The sequence below is a fragment of the Acinetobacter ursingii DSM 16037 = CIP 107286 genome (assembly GCF_000368825.1).
GTDB classification, from domain to species: domain Bacteria; phylum Pseudomonadota; class Gammaproteobacteria; order Pseudomonadales; family Moraxellaceae; genus Acinetobacter; species Acinetobacter ursingii.
Genome location: NZ_KB849717.1, coordinates 361758 through 378153, shown reverse-complemented (window position 1 = coordinate 378153; position 16396 = coordinate 361758). Strand labels below are relative to the sequence as shown.

Annotated in this window: 16 protein-coding genes and 1 pseudogene; 10 read left to right on the top strand and 7 right to left on the bottom strand. The window is 40.7% G+C overall.

The window, feature by feature from the left end; translation table 11 throughout:
- Positions 1–51: 51 nt before the first annotated feature.
- On the bottom strand, positions 52–606 hold the full coding sequence (locus F944_RS09325; RefSeq protein ID WP_004989731.1) for a cytochrome b: 555 nt from the start codon (positions 604–606) through the stop codon (positions 52–54).
- A gap of 226 nt (positions 607–832) precedes the next feature.
- Here F944_RS09325 and F944_RS09320 point away from each other — a divergent pair, with 226 nt between their 5' ends.
- Complete coding sequence (locus tag F944_RS09320) at positions 833–1222, top strand: hypothetical protein (RefSeq protein WP_004989728.1); 390 nt, start codon at positions 833–835, stop codon at positions 1220–1222.
- Positions 1223–1228: 6 nt separating this feature from the next.
- On the top strand, positions 1229–1801 hold the full coding sequence (gene rnhB, locus F944_RS09315; RefSeq protein ID WP_004989723.1) for a ribonuclease HII: 573 nt from the start codon (positions 1229–1231) through the stop codon (positions 1799–1801).
- Between the two features lie 67 nt (positions 1802–1868).
- Here the strand turns inward: rnhB and csrA are convergent, their stop codons facing one another.
- The 3 genes from csrA to alaS all read right to left on the bottom strand — a co-directional run bounded on the left by csrA (position 1869) and on the right by alaS (position 6354).
- On the bottom strand, positions 1869–2123 hold the full coding sequence (gene csrA / locus F944_RS09310) for a carbon storage regulator CsrA (RefSeq protein ID WP_004989721.1): 255 nt from the start codon (positions 2121–2123) through the stop codon (positions 1869–1871).
- Positions 2124–2370: 247 nt separating this feature from the next.
- Entirely contained in the window at positions 2371–3651 is a 1281-nt protein-coding gene (locus tag F944_RS09305) for an aspartate kinase (RefSeq protein ID WP_004989716.1), read from the bottom strand.
- 66 nt (positions 3652–3717) lie between these two features.
- Positions 3718–6354 (bottom strand): alanine--tRNA ligase, encoded by a 2637-nt coding sequence (gene alaS / locus F944_RS09300; protein ID WP_004989714.1) that lies wholly within the window; start codon positions 6352–6354, stop codon positions 3718–3720.
- A 422-nt stretch (positions 6355–6776) separates the two neighbouring features.
- On the opposite strand from alaS, the gene F944_RS09295 reads away from it, so the two are divergent.
- From F944_RS09295 to F944_RS09270, 6 genes are all read left to right on the top strand, one after another.
- Positions 6777–7799 carry a type I glyceraldehyde-3-phosphate dehydrogenase gene (locus F944_RS09295; protein ID WP_004989713.1) on the top strand — a complete coding sequence of 341 codons (1023 nt, stop codon included), beginning with the start codon at positions 6777–6779 and terminating at the stop codon, positions 7797–7799.
- Between the two features lie 230 nt (positions 7800–8029).
- Positions 8030–8371, top strand: coding sequence for a hypothetical protein (locus F944_RS09290; protein ID WP_004989711.1), 342 nt, complete (start codon positions 8030–8032; stop codon positions 8369–8371).
- Positions 8372–8523: 152 nt separating this feature from the next.
- Positions 8524–9690 (top strand): ATP phosphoribosyltransferase regulatory subunit, encoded by a 1167-nt coding sequence (locus F944_RS09285; RefSeq protein WP_004989709.1) that lies wholly within the window; start codon positions 8524–8526, stop codon positions 9688–9690.
- Between the two features lie 69 nt (positions 9691–9759).
- Complete coding sequence (locus F944_RS09280; RefSeq protein WP_004989707.1) at positions 9760–11079, top strand: adenylosuccinate synthase; 1320 nt, start codon at positions 9760–9762, stop codon at positions 11077–11079.
- Between the two features lie 95 nt (positions 11080–11174).
- Positions 11175–11486, top strand: coding sequence for a hypothetical protein (locus F944_RS09275; RefSeq protein WP_004989705.1), 312 nt, complete (start codon positions 11175–11177; stop codon positions 11484–11486).
- 107 nt (positions 11487–11593) lie between these two features.
- Entirely contained in the window at positions 11594–12376 is a 783-nt protein-coding gene (locus F944_RS09270) for a M48 family metallopeptidase (protein WP_004989702.1), read from the top strand.
- 57 nt (positions 12377–12433) lie between these two features.
- On the opposite strand, the gene F944_RS09265 is transcribed toward F944_RS09270, so the two are convergent.
- Positions 12434–13480 (bottom strand): NADP(H)-dependent aldo-keto reductase, encoded by a 1047-nt coding sequence (locus F944_RS09265; protein ID WP_004989699.1) that lies wholly within the window; start codon positions 13478–13480, stop codon positions 12434–12436.
- Between the two features lie 148 nt (positions 13481–13628).
- Positions 13629–14336 carry a cAMP-activated global transcriptional regulator CRP gene (gene crp, locus F944_RS09260; RefSeq protein ID WP_004989690.1) on the bottom strand — a complete coding sequence of 236 codons (708 nt, stop codon included), beginning with the start codon at positions 14334–14336 and terminating at the stop codon, positions 13629–13631.
- Between the two features lie 149 nt (positions 14337–14485).
- On the opposite strand from crp, the gene F944_RS09255 reads away from it, so the two are divergent.
- Together F944_RS09255 and F944_RS09250 are read left to right on the top strand one after the other, a co-directional pair.
- Positions 14486–14908: an OsmC family protein gene (locus F944_RS09255; protein WP_004989689.1), complete on the top strand. Its 423-nt coding sequence runs from the start codon at positions 14486–14488 to the stop codon at positions 14906–14908.
- Between the two features lie 95 nt (positions 14909–15003).
- Positions 15004–15438, top strand: a complete 435-nt coding sequence (locus tag F944_RS09250; RefSeq protein WP_010588778.1) for a GNAT family N-acetyltransferase — start codon at positions 15004–15006, stop codon at positions 15436–15438.
- A 1-nt stretch (position 15439) separates the two neighbouring features.
- Here F944_RS09250 and F944_RS09245 read toward each other — a convergent pair.
- Positions 15440–16242 (bottom strand): annotated as a pseudogene (locus F944_RS09245) (peptidoglycan DD-metalloendopeptidase family protein).
- Positions 16243–16396: the final 154 nt, after the last annotated feature.

The window sequence follows — 16396 nt, the reverse complement described above, 5'->3', positions numbered from 1 at the left end:
ATTAAAAAACGCATCTGAATAAGATGCGTTTTTTATGGAATCTGTTTGAGATTATTTGGGTTGTCTGGTCATACTGATCAACACATGATCTTTGTCAATAAAATGATGTTTAAGTGCTGCCAAAATGTGTCCAACGACAAGAAGCCCTGCAAACCATGACAGATAAATATGCATCGGTTTCACGATCGCCATCACTTCAGGATTTTCACCAATCAGTTGAGGGATATTAAACAGGTAAAGCACAGGTGCAGGGTGTCCAGCACTCCAGCTAAACAAGCAGCCAGTAATGGGTAACGCCAATAAAATAAAATATAGGGCTAAATGACCTGCATGTGCCAGTTTTTTCATCAAAGGGGACATGCTGTCTGGAAGTTGTGGCACAGGATGGGTGTACCGCCAAAAAAGTCGAATCATGACAAGGAAAATAATGGTCGTTGCAATATTCTTGTGAAGAGTAATGACATCACCTTTAAAGCTGCCGTCAGTTTCATAGCTTAAAAAATTACCACTATAAAAACCAATGATCCACGCCGTAATAAAGATAATAGCCATAATCCAGTGTAAATATTGTGCCGTTCTGGTGTAGTACTGGCTAGAGTTAGACATGAAATGATGCCCTTTTACAATTGCGAATTATCACGCGAGAATAGACGAGAAGACACTTTGGAAAAATGGGGCTACTGTAACGAAGCGTTTTTTTAATGAAACGATCAAAACCGCTATACATATTGAGCTAGTGGTGATTGATTTAATTTAGCGCTTTTCTACAAATTAGTTATTTCATCGTAAACAGGCTTTAGGCAAAATAGCTAAAACTTTTTTGGAAACAGCGATGAAAAAATCACTATTCGGTTTGACTGCATTTGTCTTGCTTTTAACAGGTTGTGCAACAGATGGTTCGATGAATACAGCGACAAATACTACTGAGCAATTAGGCATGACTGCCTTGAAAATTGCGGTAAATAACAAATGTATGAATGAAATCAATACTATTCCTGCTTGGCAAACTGCTTCTAAACTGATGACTGATGATCAAAAACAGGATATTCAAACTGAAATTTGTGGCTGTGTCAGTGAAAAAGCACCTTATAGCGTTACTGCTGCTGATTTGGCAAATGCCACCTTTGATCCAAATGCAAGAGCCGCAATGGTAGGTCAAGTGGTGTCGAAAACGGTAACCGCCTGTGTAAATGAAACGTTCCAACAAACTTTGACGAAATAAATCATTATGATGATTGCTGGTGTAGATGAAGCAGGGCGAGGGCCATTAGTGGGGTCGGTGGTCGCTGCGGCGGTTATTCTAGATCCGAATAACCCGATTCAAGGCTTAAATGATTCTAAAAAACTGACTGAAAAAAAACGTGAAAAACTGTTTGTTGAGATACAGGAAAAAGCGTTGGCTTGGTCAATTGCGGAAGCAACGCATACTGAAATTGATGAACTCAATATTTTACAGGCGACTTTTCTGGCCATGAATCGCGCTGTAAATAACCTGAAAATTCAACCAAGTAAAGTGATTGTGGATGGTAATCAAATTCCAAAAGGAATGAGTATCAGTTGTGAGGCGATTGTTGGAGGTGACGCAAGCCATGCTGAAATTAGTGCGGCCAGTATTTTAGCCAAAGTTGCGCGAGATCGACAAATGAAGGCATTGGATGAGAAATATCCTGTCTTTGGTTTTGCCAAACATAAGGGATATCCTACCAAAGCTCATTTTGAAGCCATTGCCAGTCATGGGGTGATCGATGAACATCGTCGTAGCTATGCACCTGTAAAGAAAGCACTCGCACTGGATGTTTGATCATCTAGGCTATAGAAATATTTAAAGCGGCTTGTAAGCCGCTTTAATCATCAACAACAATATATTCTTAACGATTAAAATTGTTTTGAGAGAAATTATCATCTTCAAATGAAGGCTGATAGTCTTGATCAAGATGTTGAAGGTGTTCATGCATGGCACGTTCGTGTTGAATACGTTGGTAGATTTCTTCACGGTGCACAGATACTTCTTTTGGTGCATTCACACCAATACGAACCTGATTACCTTTAACGCCAAGCACAGTTACACTGACTTGATCCCCAATCATTAATGTTTCTCCGACACGACGGGTCAGAATCAGCATGTTTATCTCCTTGCTAAAACGCTAAACCTGCGATAGTGGTTTAAGAAACCGAAATTACAACCTCAGAATTAGAGAAATAATTAACAGAATCAATAAAAAAGATGTTGTATTTAATGATGCTGCTTAATTTTTCTAAATACATAGGTGCTAATATAACAGAGCCACTATAGAAAAAACTACAGTGGCTCTATTTTTTTGACACAAATTGTTGAAAAGTGATCTATTTCACAATTTGTTTGATCAAAGTTTATGCACGTGCACTACTTTCACCATGTTCACGATCCAGACCAAATGCGGTATGTAGCGTACGAACTGCGAGTTCCAAATAGTTTTCTTCAATCAAGACAGAAATTTTGATTTCTGAAGTCGAAATCATCAAAATATTGATACTTTCATCTGCAAGAGCAATAAACATTTTACTTGCAACACCCGCATGAGAACGCATACCCACACCGACGATTGATACTTTGACGATATCATCACGTGTTGCAACTTCACGCGCGCCAATATTTGCTGCGGTTTCTTTCAGAATTTTTTCAGCTTTGGCAAGATCACCACGATTGACAGTAAATGTGAAATCAGTCGTACCATCTTCTTCGACATTTTGGATGATCATATCGACTTCAATATTAGCAGCACTGATTGGAGCCAAAATTTTAGCAGCAACACCTGGCTCATTAGCTACACCTAAAATGGTCAGCTTAGCTTCATCACGGTTAAATGCGATACCTGAGATAATCGGTTGTTCCATATCGTCTTCTGCCTCAGTGGTAATTAAAGTACCTACGTTTTGTTTAAAGTCTTCATCAAATGCACCGTCGTCGTCATTGTCAAAACTAGACAAGACACGCAGCGGTACTTGATATTTACCTGCAAATTCAACTGAACGAATCTGAAGGACTTTAGAGCCTAAAGAGGCCATTTCCAGCATTTCTTCAAAAGAAATACGATCCACTTTTTTGGCTTTTGGTGCAACACGTGGGTCAGTGGTATAAACACCATCCACATCGGTATAAATCTGGCATTCATCTGCTTTTAAGGCTGCTGCAAGCGCAACACCCGTGGTGTCAGAACCACCACGACCTAATGTCGTGGTATTACCTTCATCATCGACACCCTGAAAGCCTGCGACAACCAATACACGACCGACATCAAGATCGGCCGACATGACATCAGTATCAATCGCTTCAATACGTGCCTTGTTATACGCGCTGTCAGTTCTAATCCCAACCTGACGACCTGTATAGGATTTAGCTTCTACACCAATTGAATTAAGTGCCATTGCTAACATGGAAATCGTCACCTGTTCACCTGTAGACACCATTTGGTCTAATTCACGTGGATCAGGTGTTTCAGTAATGGCTTTGGCAAGTGCAAGTAAGCGGTTGGTTTCACCACTCATTGCAGAAACCACCACTACAACCTTGTGGCCGTGATCATGCCAACGCTTCACACGACGAGCAACATTTAAAATGCGCTCAGGAGTCCCCATTGAGGTCCCGCCATATTTCTGTACGATTAATGCCATAGTTGTTCCATATAAGCCATGACTCTGAGAGGCTTAATTCAGAGTCAGTTACACAAAAGTGAAGTCTTAGTGCTGTTCAAGCCAGACAGGGAGAGCTGTCATAACTTGTTCAAACTTCTCGTTTAGTGGCGCGCCACCTTGTGCTAAGTCAGGTTTACCACCACCTTTACCACCGAGTTCGGTCGCAAGATATTTAATGATATCGCCTGCTTTTAGATGTGCTGTATATTGTTTGGCAACCGAAGCAATCAGACTGACTTTGTCATCTTCGACACCTGCCAATACAATCACAGCATCCTCTAATTTTGATTTCACACTGTCGTGTAGGTTGCGAAGTGATTTCGCATCCATGTTTTGAACAGTGGTGATCAGGGTAGAACGACCCGCAACGGTTTGAACTTGGCTTAAAAGTTCAGTCGCCTGAAAGTTTGCTAACTTTTGGTTAAGCTGTTCAATTTGCTTTTGCAACGCTGAGGTATGTTCTACCGCAGCCTGAACACGTTCTACTGTTTGATCTTTTTGTGCTTTTAATAAGCTGTTGATCTGTTGAATGTCACTATCGGCTTTTTGCACGATTTCAAGCGCTTTGGTGCCTGTGACCGCTTCGATACGACGGATACCCGCCGCAACACCGCCTTCAGACGTAATTTTGAATAGGCCAATATCACCTGTGCGCTGTACATGAATACCACCGCAAAGTTCAATCGAGAAGTTACGCTCGTCAATGACTGAACCCATAGAAAGTACGCGAACTTCATCACCATACTTTTCACCAAATAACATCATGGCGCCTTTGGCTTTGGCAGATTCAATATCCAGTACTTCTACGCCAACAGCTGTATTGGCAATCACTTCACGATTCACTAATTGTTCCACTTGCTGTAATTGCTCAAAAGTCACGGGTTGGTCATTGGCAAAGTCAAAACGTAAAATGTCGCTGGCAACTAATGAACCTTTTTGTTGAACATGTTTGCCTAAAATTTGACGAAGTGCAGCATGTAAAAGGTGGGTAGCGGAGTGGTTACGCGCAGTTGCAGCACGAATGTCTGCTTTAACGGTCGCTTCAACCTGTTGAGAGGCTTTTAAGCTACCCATGGTGACGATACCCTGATGCACAAATGCACCACCAGATTTTTTGGTATCTTGAACTTCAAAAATCCCTGTCTCGTTTTTGAATATACCTGTATCACCGATTTGACCACCACTTTCTGCGTAGAAAGGGGTTTGATTTAAAACGATTAAGGCTTCATCACCTTCAACGACTTCATCAACTTGCTCGCCATCTTTATAGATTGCGATAATTTGACCTTGACCTGCGGTCGCATTGTAGCCATCAAATTGTGTTTCGCCGTCCACTTTAACAATGCTGTTGTAGTCGACTGCAAATTTACCAGCATCACGTGCACGGCGACGCTGTGCTTCCATTTCACGTTCAAAACCGACTTCATCGATTTCCAGATCGCGTTCACGAGCAATATCAGCGGTTAAATCGGTTGGGAAGCCATAAGTATCATACAGTTTAAATACCGTTTCGCCCGCAATCACTTTGCCAGTAAGTTGCGCAAGTTCACCTTCAAGCAGTTTTAGGCCTTGCTCAAGGGTTTTGGCAAATTGTTCTTCTTCTTTAATTAAAGTCGCTTCAATGCGTGCCTGATCATGTTTAAGTTCAGGGTAAGCTTCACCCATGACGTCGATTAAAGGCTGAAGCATTTTATAGAAGAACGTACCTGTTGCACCAAGTTTATTACCATGACGTACTGCACGACGGATGATACGGCGCAATACATAGCCACGACCTTCATTAGACGGATTAACACCATCAGCAATCAGGAAACAGCAAGAACGGGCATGATCCGCCACAACACGAAGGGAAGGTTGAGCTTGATCTTGAACGCCAATAATTTCACAGGCAGATTTGATCAGATGCTGGAATAAATCAATGTCATAGTTTGAATTGACATGTTGCAGTACCGCACTAATACGCTCCAAGCCCATGCCAGTATCGACCGATGGAGCTGGAAGAGGGTGCAATACGCCATCCGCAGTCCGGTTAAACTGCATAAAAACGTTATTCCAGATTTCGATAAAACGGTCGCCATCTTCTTCTGGTGTACCTGGTAAACCACCCCAGATATGATCGCCATGATCAAAGAAAATTTCAGAACAAGGACCACACGGCCCAGTATCACCCATTGCCCAGAAGTTATCGGATGCGTATTTTTCGCCTTTATTATCGCCAATGCGAATGATCCGTTCAGGCGCTAAACCAATTTCTTTATTCCAGATGTCATAAGCTTCATCATCGGTATGATAAACCGTGACATAAAGTTTATCTTTCGGTAAGCCTAACCATTGTTCGCTGGTTAAAAAGTCCCATGCAAATTTAAGTGCATTTTCTTTGAAGTAATCACCAAAAGAGAAATTACCGAGCATTTCAAAGAAAGTATGGTGACGGGCAGTATAACCGACATTATCCAGATCGTTATGTTTACCGCCTGCACGCACACATTTTTGTGATGAAACAGCGCGCACATAATCGCGTTTTTCCAGACCTAAAAAGCAATCTTTAAACTGGTTCATGCCGGCATTAGTAAACAGCAACGTTGGATCGTTGGCGGGTACAAGTGAACTCGACGCGACACGTGTGTGGCCTTGCGATTCAAAATAACGCAAAAAAGCTTCACGAATTTCAGCAGATGTCATAAAACGAGTACTCACGACCAAGTCACTCCATAAATTCAAATAGGCTATATGCAGACAGCGCATCGTTTAAACAAAAACGATGAAGGATGAATGCGTGGCGTAGATTTCAAAAGTGCCAAATTATAACGGAAAAACCCTGTTCAACCAATGATTTTACCGAGAAATGATGACAATTCTATGCAAACGTTTGATCGAGAATTGTCAGCGTATGTGATCAAAAAAGCAGTAAATTTCCAGAATGCCTATATTTGTTAAGGCAATTCAGCTTAATTCACAAATCATAGGGAAACCAAATGATCGTTAATGATGATTTCTGATTGGTTAAAAAATAACAAACTCGTCTAAACTCTCGATTCAATTGTATCATCGTGATAATCAATGTTTTAACATAGAGTCTGATCGCTTATATAAAAGGATAAATCATGCAACGTATTGCCATTAATGGGTTTGGTCGAATTGGCCGAAATGTGTTACGTGCATGGTTTGAAAATCCAAAACGATTTCATTTTGATATCGTGGCGATTAATGACATCGCTGATGTCGAGACATTGGTGCATTTATTTAAATATGACACGACGCATGGTCGTTTTCACGGTGAGGTTGCGATCAAGATCGAAGATGAGAAAATCTTCTTGCATATACAGGCATTTGGTCGTGAATTAAAGCTACAGATGTTTCGTGAAGAGGCGCCTGAAAATTTACCATGGAAAACTTTAGAAGTAGATGTTGTCCTTGAGTGCACTGGACTATTTCGTTCACACGCCGATGCAATTCGACATTTAGGGGCAGGCGCTAAACGCGTCATTATTGGTGCTGCACCCTTTGATCAGGTGGATGCCGCGATTGTCTACGGAATCAATCAATCAGAAGTCAAAGCTACAGATCGTATTATTTCCAGTGTCTCATGTACCACGCAAGCGTTAGTACCTTTAGTCAAAATTATTGATGATGCCTTTGGGATAGAAACTGCGCTGATGACTGAAATTCATGCAGTGACTGCTGATCAGTCGGTACTCGATCATGCACATCGTGATTTACGTCGCGCTCGCGCATCGGGACAAAACATTATTCCGACCACATCAAGTGCTTTAAATGCGCTGAAAAGAGTGATGCCTAAAATGGAAAGTAGAATTGATGGTTATTCGATTCGAGTGCCAACGATCAATGTCGCTGCAATTGATCTCAGTTTTGTGTCGCAAAATCCAGTCAATGTGCATCATTTAAATGAAGTATTAATAAAAGCGGCAAAAAATGACTATGCCGAAATTATGTCTGTGACAGATGAAGCACTTGTTTCAAGTGATTTTAATCATTCACCTTATTCATTGATTGTCGATTTAACTCAAACTATGGTCGTGGGTCGCCAAGCAAAAGTTTTTGCGTGGTATGACAATGAGTGGGGCTATGCCAACCGATTGCTGGATTTGTGTGAATCATTTCATTAAGCTAAGTTGAATGTGTTGCTTTTTATATTTCAAAACTTAAAGCTTCTATGATTTAAATTAAATCTAAATCAACATGGATACTTTTGAGATATCTTTAATAGACTTCTTTTTATAAGTGTATAAGTGCCTTTTATTTCTCCCTATGGGGGGAAATAAAAAAAGGTTTAAACAATGATGAAAGAAGGCTAATCAACATAATTTGAATAACGCAAGAAATTCAGGGGAAAACAATGCTTATCTGGCTATTTATTATTATTTTAATGATCGCGGTTCTAATTTTAATTGTTTTGCAATTTCGCAAAGAGCAAAATTCACTCACTGACGAAACTCAGAATCGCAAGCTTGAAGAAAAAGTGGTGATGCTAGAAAGTAATTTGAAAAAGACTTTGGAAATTATGCAGGATCTTGCAAAAAGTGTTCAGGTTGATCGAGAATTGCTCAATCAAACTGTGCAAAAATCGAAACTTTTAGAGTTGCAGAATGCAGAACTAATTGCTCTGATCACTCAATATGTGGGGCATGCAGAAGATTTTAAGCGCCTCAATGAGTCTGAGAAAGATGACCTGAAATAATCATCAAATCAAAAGCCAAGCTATAAATTTAATTTTCCTAAAATTCTCAGGTGCATGGCAACTACGAACGTGTTAGACTTGGAGAAATCGGGTGTGTTCCCGATTTTTTTATGCGGATTGATTCCGCCTTGAGCAAATTTTAGGTTTGAAACATGCCGATTTCAGAGACATGGTTGTTACCTGATGGGGTAGCAGATGTATTACCAGAACAAGCGCAAGTCGTAGAAACTTTGCGTCGACATGCACTCGATTTTCTTGCATCTCGTGGTTATCAGTTGGTGTATACACCATTTATCGAATACATCGAATCGTTGTCTTTATTATCTGAATCAAATCATGATTTGGATTTAGTCACCTTTAAAGTGATAGATCAACTTTCTGGGCGCTTATTGGGTGTCCGCGCAGATATGACCCCTCAAGTTGCTCGTATTGACGCTCATGTTCGTTCTATCGAAGGTGTAGCGCGCTACTGTTATGCGGGTACAGTTCTTCATACCAAACCACAAAATTTTAATTCTTCTCGTGCACCTTTGCAGTTGGGGGCGGAGCTTTATGGTCATGACAGCATCGAAGCTGATGTTGAAATGATTGATGTGATGTTGGGTTTAATTCAACAAGCCAAAGCTTTAGACGGTGTTCATCTGGATTTGGGACATGTAGGCTTGTTCCGCAGTTTGGTAGAACGCGCTGGGTTAAATAAACAGACGGAACAAGATTTATCTGATCTGTATCAACGCAAAGCACTTCCAGAGTTAGAAGAATTTACCCAAGATTTAGCTTTTGGATCAGACTTTTATGCCCTTGGGCGCTATGCCAGTGATCTTGATGCACTTGAGCGCCATTTAAGTGATGAAGTGCTGAATGACGTTGCCTTCCAAGACGCGTTAAATGCACTTAAATCCACACTGATCCAAATTCAGTCACGCTGGCCAGCACTACAAATCGGTATCGATGTGGTCGAACTTCGTAGTTATCACTACCATACTGGTCTAATGTATGCGGTTTATGCTCCTAATCGTGCTGCACCACTGGCACAGGGTGGTCGTTATGATGGCATTGGTGAACATTTTGGTCGTGCGCGTCCAGCAACAGGGTTTAGTTGTGACTTGTACGCGCTTTGTGCAGGGCAATTTAAACAGATTGAAACGATTGTCGCACCAAATGGTCAGGATCAAAGTTTGTTAGAAGCCATAGCAGTCGCTCGCCAACAGGGTTTGGCTGTGATTCAGTTATTAGGCGAAGATGACTTAAGCTCAGTTCCTTATGCAACGCATCAGTTGCGACATGTAAACGGTACATGGCAGATCGAAAAGATTTAAGGGTTTATTTGTCAGACATGCACAGCAAATAAACGTTCAATTTTAACAGCATGATGTAATGAGGCTATTATGGGCAAAAATGTTGTGGTACTTGGTACCCAATGGGGCGACGAAGGTAAAGGTAAGATCGTCGACCTGCTCACAGATCAAGCGGCAGCTGTGGTTCGCTATCAAGGTGGGCACAATGCAGGTCATACTCTTGTCGTAGGTGGAAAGAAAACTGTTTTACACCTCATTCCATCAGGTATTTTACGTGATAACGTACTGTGCTTAATTGGTAATGGCGTGGTGCTTTCTCCAGCTGCTCTCATTGAAGAAATGGATATTTTGGAAAAAGAAGGCGTTCCAGTTAAAGAGCGTTTACGTATTTCTCCAAACTGTCCTTTGATTTTGCCAAACCATATTGCACTGGATCAGGCGCGTGAAAAGAAACGCGGCAATGCCAAAATTGGTACGACTGGTCGTGGTATTGGTCCAGCGTATGAAGATAAAGTGGCTCGTCGTGCTGTGCGTGTTGCAGACTTGGTGCGTGGTGGTGCAGCACTTGAAGAAAAACTTCAGGAAATGCTTGAGCTACATAACTTCCAATTGACTCAATTCTACGGTGTCGAAGCTGTTAAGTTTGAAGATGTATTGGCACTTTGTAATCAATGGCGTGAAGTTTTGGCACCATTAATTATCGATGTGACTCAGGTTCTACACGACTATCGTAAAGATGGTAAAGCCATCATGTTTGAAGGTGCGCAAGGTTCGTTACTTGACATCGATCATGGGACTTATCCATATGTGACCAGTTCAAACACCACTGCGGGTGGCGTAAGTTCGGGTTCGGGTATGGGACCATTGCATTTGGATTATGTTTTAGGAATCACAAAAGCATATACCACACGTGTCGGTGCAGGTCCATTCCCAACTGAATTGCACTATGATGCTGCGACTGATACAGGTGATGCGATTGGTCGTCATTTGGGTACTGTTGGACATGAGTTTGGCGCTTCAACGGGTCGTCAACGTCGTTGCGGTTGGTTTGATGCTGAAATTCTACGTCGTTCAGTCGATGTAAATTCACTTTCAGGAATTTGCTTGACTAAACTTGATGTACTAGATGGTTTGGAAGAAGTCAAAATCTGTGTCGGTTATGAAAATACTGATTCTGGTTGTATTGGTTCATCGGATGCAGTTTCATTTGAAAGTTTAAAACCGATTTATGAAACCATGCCAGGCTGGACAGATTCAACAGTAGGTTTGACCAGCGTTGATCAACTTCCTGCAAATGCATTGGCCTATGTAAAACGTATTGAACAACTAATCGAATGCCCAATTGATATTATTTCAACGGGCCCAGATCGTGCTGAAACAATTGTGCTACGTCACCCATTTTCTGCATAAACGCGTTCTTACGACTAAAGAGAGCACCTAAGTAGGTGCTTTTCTTTTATGATAAAACTGATTTTTTTTTATAAAAATGGGAAAATAACGTCGGCATGAAGCTACAACCACATATTGCACAAACGATTTTTTATTCGCTGTTATTTGCAATTGGCGGTGCGCCCACGATTGCCATGTGGATTATTTCTTTTCAGACCAATGATCCAAACCTATTTATGGTAGCTTTTATGGGCTTAACTGTGATTATTGCTTGTGTTATTTTACCTGTGATTTTATTACAAAATGCTTATTTGCTTTTTAAGCGAAACGATTTAAATCTTGAAGACAAAATTAAGCCACTATTGAGATTTTATTTTATTGTGAATGTGATTTGTTTAATTTCATGGATTTTATTTATTTTTCGATAGAATTACATAAATCTAATGATATTCATCTCATTTATTTCAAACATTTATCTATAATGCACGTCAAAACAGCAAGTTAAATAGTTTTGTCTTGTAAGGAGATGCTTTTAATGAATAAAAAAATAGTATTTAGTTTTTTAACCGCTACGATGATGACACTTGGCGGTTGTGCGACTTTTGCGGACGTGGCAGGTGCAGACTCTGCAACCCTCAATGCGACAGCAGCACAGGGCTTCAGTAAAATGACAACTGAAGCGCGACAAAAGGGACAGTTGGATACTTCTTCGATTACTTATCGTCGTATTAATACGGTGATGCAGCGTTTGGTTCCTTATGCAAATCAGATGAATCAAACGGGTCAGCCATTTCAATGGCAACTGGCAGTGTTGAAGTCAGATACAGTCAATGCTTATGTCGCGCCTGGTGGTAAAGTGGTGTTCTATACAGGTATTGTGAATAAACTGAACCTTACGGATGCTGAGATTGCTGCGGTGATGGGTCATGAAATGACACATGCGTTGGAAGAACATTCAAAAAGTAAAATTGGCGCTGAAGCTCTGACTGGTTTAGCACTCAATATCGGTAAAGCTTATGCAGGGGATAGCATTGGTCAGCTAGGCTCAGCTGCACTTGATTTGGGAAGTCAGGTTGGGGTGGGTTTGCCTTATTCGCGTAATCTTGAAAGCCGTGCAGATTTTGGTGGATTAATGCTAATGGCAAAAGCGGGTTATAATCCTCAAGCTGCGATTACTCTGTGGGAAAAAATGAACAAACTTGATGGTGCAGGCGCAGGACCATCATTCTTGTCAACACATCCATCAAATGCACAGCGAATTAACGATATGCGTAAAAATTTACCGGCAGCAATGGCTGTTTATAATAATCGTCGTTAATTTTATTCAATGTCAGAATCAGAACATAGGATGCCATCAGGCATCCTATTTTTATGCTTAAGGTGCAGGATTAGGTTGTTGGGTATGAATATCTTCAATCCCTTTTAACACTGCTTCATCCAACGTAATGTCGAAAGCTTGAATATTTTCTTTTAACTGATCCAGACTGGTAGCGCCAATGATCGTACTGTTTACAAAGAACTGCTGTTTGATAAAAGCCAGTGCCATTTGGGTCAAGCTGAGACCATGTTTTTCAGCCAGTTGAGCATATTGCTCGGTTGCCCATTCACTTTGTGGATTACTGTAGCGGGTAAAACGCGAAAATAAAGTCACACGGGCGTTTGCAGGGCGAGCGCCATGACGGAATTTGCCAGTTAAATAACCAAAGGCTAATGGCGAATAGGCAAGGAGTCCAACGCCTTCAAATTTGGCAATTTCAGACATACCAATTTCGTAGGTTCGGTTTAATAGGCTATACGGGTTTTGTACACTGACGAATTTACTCACACCTAGCTTTTCCGCAAGTTGTAGAAACTTCATGGTTCCCCACGGCGTTTCATTGGATAAGCCAATATGACGAATGCGCCCACGCTCAATTTCTTTTTGGAGAGCCAATAAAGTGTCTTGCATGGCTTCGATTTCATAATGTGCAGCGGCTTCTGCGTTTGCATAGCCCAAACCGCCAAAGAAGTTGGTATGACGTTCTGGCCAGTGCAATTGATAGAGATCAATATAATCGGTCTGTAAACGCTTTAAAGAGCCATCTAGTGCTTGTTCAATATGTTTGCCAAATTGGGTATGACCTTCACGAATATGGCTGCCACCGAAACCTGGTCCTGCAATTTTAGATGCTAGAAACACTTTTTCACGTTGGGCATGCTGTGCAAACCAGTTCCCAACAATAGTTTCGGTCGCCCCATAGGTTTCAGGTTTGGGTGGAACAGAGTACATCTCTGCGGTATCCCAAAAATATAAGCCATTTTCCAGTGCATAATTTAATTGATCAAAAGCTTCGGGCTGGGAGTTCTGTTCTCCGAAGGTCATGGTGCCTAAACAAATTTCAGGCACTTGAATGCCTGAATCACCCAATGCATGATATTGCATAACCTGATCCTTAACTTCCATTGAAAATTGACATTTTTGAACTTAAATGATTTGCTTTAAGTTGTATGTATGTTTTTGTATCTTAGATATTTTTCATAAAAAAAAGCAAACGATAAAGTTTGCTTTTCTTATCAGATAAAATGAAATTCTATTCTTCGTCATCAAAATCAGTATCATCCAGAGACTTCTCTTCTAATGATGCATCGAAAATGAGAATTGCTTTACCATCAGTTTCAATCATACCTTGTTCTTCAAGTGTCTTAAGAACACGGCCAACCATTTCGCGTGAGCAGCCTACGATACGTCCAATTTCCTGACGCGTAATACGGATTTGACGACCGTTCGGTAAAATCATGGCTTCTGGTTGAGCTGATAAATCGATGAGACAACGCGCAATACGACCAGAAACATCAATAAATGCTAAATCTGTGACTTTACGGGTCGTATTTTTCAGACGACGTACCAATTGGGCAAATACCGCGTAGCTTAAATCTGGATATTGCTTACTAAGTTCGTGGAAATTGTCATATGAAATTTCGGCAATTTCACAGACATCACGTGTACGAACTTCTGCTGTACGCTGTGGATTTGATTCAAAGAGACCCATTTCCCCAAAAAAGTCCCCAGGATTTAAATAAGCAACTACGATTTCACGTTCATCATCTTCACGTAAAATAATTGAAACGGAGCCTTTCAAAATCAAATAAAGCGATTTTGATTCGGTACCTGCGTCAACAATCGTCGTGCGTTTTGGATAGCGATTAATATGAGCACGTTTTAAAAGCGCCTTGACTGACTCTGGTAGTTGACCTGGAGATAAAGCATCGGTGCTGAGTTGTGAAAAGTTTGACGTCATGCTTAAGTTTTCCGATTAGGATATATAAAAAAGATCGCACAAGACCTAAATGAGCGTATTCACACACAAGAGATGAAATTCCTTATCAACTCATTTTATGCTAGTGTACAAGAACTATGTAAATTTATAATTTTTTTTGGGTAGTTGCAATGCAAACAAGTGTTCATTGGCTAGAGAATGTTGCTTTTGAAGCGAAATCTGAAAGTGGTCATCAAGTCGTGATGGATGGCTCTGCCGAATATGGTGGTGAAAACCGTGGCCCACGTCCGATGGAACTGATTTTAATGGGACTTGGTGGGTGTGCTTCATTTGATATTGTGACCATTTTAAAGAAAGCACGTCAAGATGTGACCAATGTCGTATGTGAGTTAAAAGCAGATCGTGCTGATGCAATTCCAGCGGTATTTACCGACATCCATTTGCACTTTGTAGTGACTGGAAAAGCAGTGAAAGAAAAACAGGTGGCAAAAGCAGTTGAGCTTTCCGCAGAAAAATACTGTTCGGCCAGTAAAATGCTGTCGGATGGTGGAGTCAATATTACGCATGATTTTGAAATTATTGAGGCTGAATAAGTTTAGTTTGAAAATAATTTGATGAGATCTGTAAGGTTAAGGCTGACAAACTGTCAGCTTTTTCTTTTAGATAAGCATAAAAAGATAAAGAAGGAATGACTGTGGTGCAAATACGTGAAGCAAAACTAGAAGATGCCCAAGCATTACAATCTCTACTGGATCAATTAGGTTATGTTCAATCGATTGATTTCATTTCACAAAAAATCAAGGCATTTATGCATGATCCTCATCAATATATTTTTGTTGCTCAAATTGAGGCTGAGGTTGCTGGTTTTTTGTCTTTGAGTATTATTCCACAAATCGCAACAGAAGGAGATTTTGCACGAGTCGCGTATCTCTGCGTACATGAACCATTTCGAGGACAGAAAATTGGTCAGGCATTGTTAGCCTCTGCCGAAGAGATTGCACGACAGCGTGGCTGTGATCGGATGGAATTACATTCAAGCGATCATCGAAAACTGGCGCATCAGTTTTATCTAGCTCAAGGCTATGACGATGCGCCAAAATATTTTCGGAAGTTCTTGGATTGAATTAAGGCTTTAAAAACAATTGCGGATCTACTCGTGCATTATTCAAGCTCATTCCCCAATGTAAATGTGGCCCAGTCACTCGTCCCGTTTTACCCACCAAGCCTAAAACTTCACCTTGATGAATCTGCTGACCTTGCTTCACTTCTATTTTACTTAAATGACAAAACATGCTGATTAACCCTTGTCCATGATCAATCAGCACAGTTTTTCCATTAAAAAATAATCGCCTGTTCGCACGACCATACCGTCGGTAGGAGCAATAACTTTTTGTCTTATGGGTGCAGGAATATCCAACCCTGAATGGGGTGCGCGTTCTTCACCATTAAAAAAACGTTTGCGCCCAAAAGAATTGCTAAATTTACCTGAAGTAGGTGCTATAAAGTGAGGCATCGACTGCCATGAACTTGCTGTAAATGAACTATAGATGTCATTTTGTTGTTTGGCTTCTTGAGCATAACGTGCGAGTTGCGCCTCTGACGGATCTACATAATCCTGATTTTGGACCTTAATCCGTTGTTCAGCATACGCGTAAGGCTTTATTTCAATTTGAATCGGTTGGGCATTTGTATCGACTGTTAAAGTGCCGATTGGCGTATTTAATGGAATCCCTAGAATGGCATAACGTTGGGTATTTTCATTGCTAATCAGAATATTTTGCTGATTAAAGCGAACACTTTTAATCTCTTGACCAAGTGGAATAACCGCGATCCCACCAGGACGACGTGAGTCTTGTGGTAACTCAGCATAGAGAGATTGTAAGGAGAGCAAAGATAAGCCTAGCATAAAACAGCTTTTTTTAAGCATAAGAAAATATCAGCAATAATTTTTTAGATTTTTATCAGATTATTTTGAAAAATTCTGCTGCTTTGCTGTGAATAACTGAATTTGTTAGGCTGATGAAATGGATATGTATCTAAGAATTAACAAAAACAGCATACAGACTTACTTGAAAATCTTG

Coding starts and splice junctions, on each gene's coding strand:
- F944_RS09325 (WP_004989731.1), bottom strand. CDS start 606: ATGTCTAACTCTAGCCAGTACTACACCAGAACGGCACAATATTTACAC.
- F944_RS09320 (WP_004989728.1), top strand. CDS start 833: ATGAAAAAATCACTATTCGGTTTGACTGCATTTGTCTTGCTTTTAACA.
- rnhB (WP_004989723.1), top strand. CDS start 1,229: ATGATGATTGCTGGTGTAGATGAAGCAGGGCGAGGGCCATTAGTGGGG.
- csrA (WP_004989721.1), bottom strand. CDS start 2,123: ATGCTGATTCTGACCCGTCGTGTCGGAGAAACATTAATGATTGGGGAT.
- F944_RS09305 (WP_004989716.1), bottom strand. CDS start 3,651: ATGGCATTAATCGTACAGAAATATGGCGGGACCTCAATGGGGACTCCT.
- alaS (WP_004989714.1), bottom strand. CDS start 6,354: ATGACATCTGCTGAAATTCGTGAAGCTTTTTTGCGTTATTTTGAATCG.
- F944_RS09295 (WP_004989713.1), top strand. CDS start 6,777: ATGCAACGTATTGCCATTAATGGGTTTGGTCGAATTGGCCGAAATGTG.
- F944_RS09290 (WP_004989711.1), top strand. CDS start 8,030: ATGCTTATCTGGCTATTTATTATTATTTTAATGATCGCGGTTCTAATT.
- F944_RS09285 (WP_004989709.1), top strand. CDS start 8,524: ATGCCGATTTCAGAGACATGGTTGTTACCTGATGGGGTAGCAGATGTA.
- F944_RS09280 (WP_004989707.1), top strand. CDS start 9,760: ATGGGCAAAAATGTTGTGGTACTTGGTACCCAATGGGGCGACGAAGGT.
- F944_RS09275 (WP_004989705.1), top strand. CDS start 11,175: ATGAAGCTACAACCACATATTGCACAAACGATTTTTTATTCGCTGTTA.
- F944_RS09270 (WP_004989702.1), top strand. CDS start 11,594: ATGAATAAAAAAATAGTATTTAGTTTTTTAACCGCTACGATGATGACA.
- F944_RS09265 (WP_004989699.1), bottom strand. CDS start 13,480: ATGCAATATCATGCATTGGGTGATTCAGGCATTCAAGTGCCTGAAATT.
- crp (WP_004989690.1), bottom strand. CDS start 14,336: ATGACGTCAAACTTTTCACAACTCAGCACCGATGCTTTATCTCCAGGT.
- F944_RS09255 (WP_004989689.1), top strand. CDS start 14,486: ATGCAAACAAGTGTTCATTGGCTAGAGAATGTTGCTTTTGAAGCGAAA.
- F944_RS09250 (WP_010588778.1), top strand. CDS start 15,004: ATGACTGTGGTGCAAATACGTGAAGCAAAACTAGAAGATGCCCAAGCA.